Source organism: Allosalinactinospora lopnorensis (assembly GCF_000981225.1).
Lineage (GTDB): Bacteria > Actinomycetota > Actinomycetes > Streptosporangiales > Streptosporangiaceae > Allosalinactinospora > Allosalinactinospora lopnorensis.
Genome location: NZ_LAJC01000160.1, coordinates 1 through 2,610, shown reverse-complemented (window position 1 = coordinate 2,610; position 2,610 = coordinate 1). Strand labels below are relative to the sequence as shown.

General features: G+C 70.8%; 3 protein-coding genes. All 3 read right to left on the bottom strand.

Going from position 1 to position 2,610, the window contains the following annotated elements; translation table 11 throughout:
* On the bottom strand, positions 1 to 925 hold a 925-nt coding region (locus VS93_RS26190; RefSeq protein ID WP_046472513.1), incomplete at its 3' end, for an SDR family oxidoreductase.
* Positions 922 to 2,106, bottom strand: a complete 1,185-nt coding sequence (locus VS93_RS26185; protein ID WP_046472512.1) for a zinc-dependent alcohol dehydrogenase — start codon at positions 2,104 to 2,106, stop codon at positions 922 to 924. The genes VS93_RS26185 and VS93_RS26190, both read right to left, overlap by 4 nt.
* Positions 2,107 to 2,228: 122 nt before the next feature.
* Positions 2,229 to 2,610: alpha/beta fold hydrolase (locus VS93_RS26180; RefSeq protein ID WP_046472511.1), on the bottom strand; the 382-nt coding region annotated here is incomplete at its 5' end.

Below are 2,610 nucleotides of genomic sequence, written 5' to 3'. Positions count from 1 at the left end.
CGGCCAGTGCGGCGCCGCCCGCCGCGCGCTTGCCCGGACTGCGCCAGCCGCCGCGCACGGCGTCCAGCTCCGGTATCGGCTCGAAGACGTTGCCCGGGCCGCTCGATTTCCCGGCGCGGCCGAGCACGAACAGCCGCATGACATATGGCACCAGCTCGTCGTAGAGCCGCGGCATCAGCATGTGAGCCCACGACAGCATGTGGTGCATCTTGCCGATGGTGACTTCGCGCCGGGGATGCTCGGCGCGCCGGACGATCGCCCGCGCGACACGGCCGGGTGACACCACCGGTGGCGGCGGCTTCGCGGTGCGGCCCGTGTAGTTGGCCGCGTGGCGGAAGATCGGGGTGTCAACCGAGCCGGGCAGCACCGTGCAGACGTGGATTCCGCGGCTGGGCTTCAGCTCCTGGCGCAGCACTTCGGAGAATCCGAGGACCCCGTACTTGCTGGTGACGTAGGAGCTGACGTAGGGCGAGGTCATCTTGGCATAGAGCGAGGCCACATTGATGATCACGCCTTTGCGCTGCCTCCGCAGGTACGGAAGGGCCGCCCGAGCCCCCTCGATCTGTCCGAACAGGTTGACGTCGAGGATGCGGCGCTGGACGTCGTAGGGGACCTCGCCGATGGCGCCGTAGGCCATGACGGCGGCGTTGTTCACCCATACGTCGATGCCGCCGAACTCCTCGGTGACACGCTGCGCCAGCGCTTCCACGGCGTCCCCGTCGGCGACGTCCGCGGGCACGGCCAGCGCCCGCGCACCGAGGTCCCGGCACTCGGCCGCCGCCGCGTCCAGCGACTCGCTGCTGCGGGCGACTAGCACCACGCGGGCCCCCTTCTGCGCGAAGCGCCGGGCCGCCGCCCGTCCGATGCCGCTGGACGCGCCGGTCACCACGACGACGGCACCACGCAGTCGCACTCCCCGCCTCATGGTCGGAGTACCACCTTGACGCAGCCGTCCTCCTTGTTGTTGAAGATGCGGTAGCCCTGCGGCCCCTGTTCCAGCGGCAGCGTGTGGGTGGTGAGGTCCTCGACGCCCAGCGGGTCATCGTCGCCGGTCAGGGCGGGCATGATCTCGTCGATCCAACGCTTGACGTTCGCCTGGCCCATCCGGATCGTCACCCCCTTGTCGAACAGGTCCATCATCGGCAGCGGGTCGGCCTGGCCGCCGTACACCCCGATGAGCGAGACCGTCCCGGCCCTCCGGACCGACTGGAACGCCGTGTACATCGCGGCCGTCCGGTCGACGCCGAAGGTCTCGACCGCCTTGCGGGCCAGTCGATCGGGCAGCTTGCCCGCCGCCTTCTGCGCCGTCTCCAGCACCGGTGCGCCGTGCGCCTCCATGCCCACGGCGTCGACGACGCCGTCGGTGCCGCGCCCTTCGGTCATATCCCGGATCGCGGTCGGCACGTCATCGGTCTTCTCCGTGTCGATCACCTCGATGCCGTGGCGGCGGGCCATCTCCAGTCGCTCGGGCACGCTGTCCACGCCGATGACACGCTCGGCGCCGAGGTACCTCGCCACGCGGGCGCAGAACTGCCCGACCGGCCCCAAGCCCAGCACCGCGCATGTGCTGCCCCGCTCTACGTCGGCGTATCTCACCGCCTGCCAGGCCGTCGGCAGGATGTCGGACAGGAACAGGAAACGCTCGTCAGTAGGCTCGGACGGGACCTTGATCGGCCCGTACTGCGCCTGCGGCACGCGCAGGTACTCCGCCTGCCCCCCGGGCACCGAGCCGTAGAGCGAGGTGTAGCCGAACAGGGCGGCGCCCTTGCCCTGGTCGCGTACCTGCGTGATCTCGCACTGGGCCATGAAGCCGTGGGTGCACATCCAGCAGTGTCCGCACGAGATGTTGAACGGGATCACCACCCGGTCGCCGGGCGCGATGTGGTCGGTCTCGGAGCCGACCTCTTCCACGATGCCCATCGGCTCGTGGCCAATGATGTCGCCCTCCTTGAGGTACATGCCGAGGACGTTGTACAGGTGCAGGTCCGAGCCGCAGATAGCGGTGGAGGTGATTCGCACGATCGCGTCGGTCGGTTCCTCGATCCGGGGATCGTCGACCTCGTCCACCCGGATGTCCTTGGTTCCGTGCCAGGTCAGCGCTTTCATGGATCCCCCTCAGCGTCGCCGTGCCGGCTCTGGTGCCGGCCCCCGTACGCACGCGGCTACCCACCACCGCGGAACGTGATTCGACTGATGGAGCGGATTCGCCCGACGCCTCGAAGCGCCCCTCAGAAGACCGGCAGGGCGGGTTCGGCGGCCTCCCCGGCGCCGCGGGCGGCCCGGCAGGTCTGCAGGATCTCCGCCGCCACGGCGCGCGGGTTGTCGGCCATCGGAATGTGGCCGCAGCCCAGCAGGGTGACCTGGCGGGCGTGCGGGATCCGGCGCAGTGCGCGGTGGGCGCCGGCGGCGGGGAGCAGCCGGTCGCGGTCGCCCCAGGCGATGGTCACCGGGCAGGGGACGTCCGGTGCGGAGAACGCGTACTCGGCCACCAGCGGGGCGAGCCGGACGAAGGGGGAATCGGGGGAGAGCGCGGTCGCGTCGAACCTGACCTGGCGGGCCGCCGGAGCCGTGTGGTCCCCGCGGAGCACCCGCCGGGCGACCGCCCGCGCG

What these genes read in the sequence shown, in the direction of transcription:
- VS93_RS26185 (WP_046472512.1), bottom strand. Translation starts at nt 2,106, where the DNA reads ATGAAAGCGCTGACCTGGCACGGAACCAAGGACATCCGGGTGGACGAG.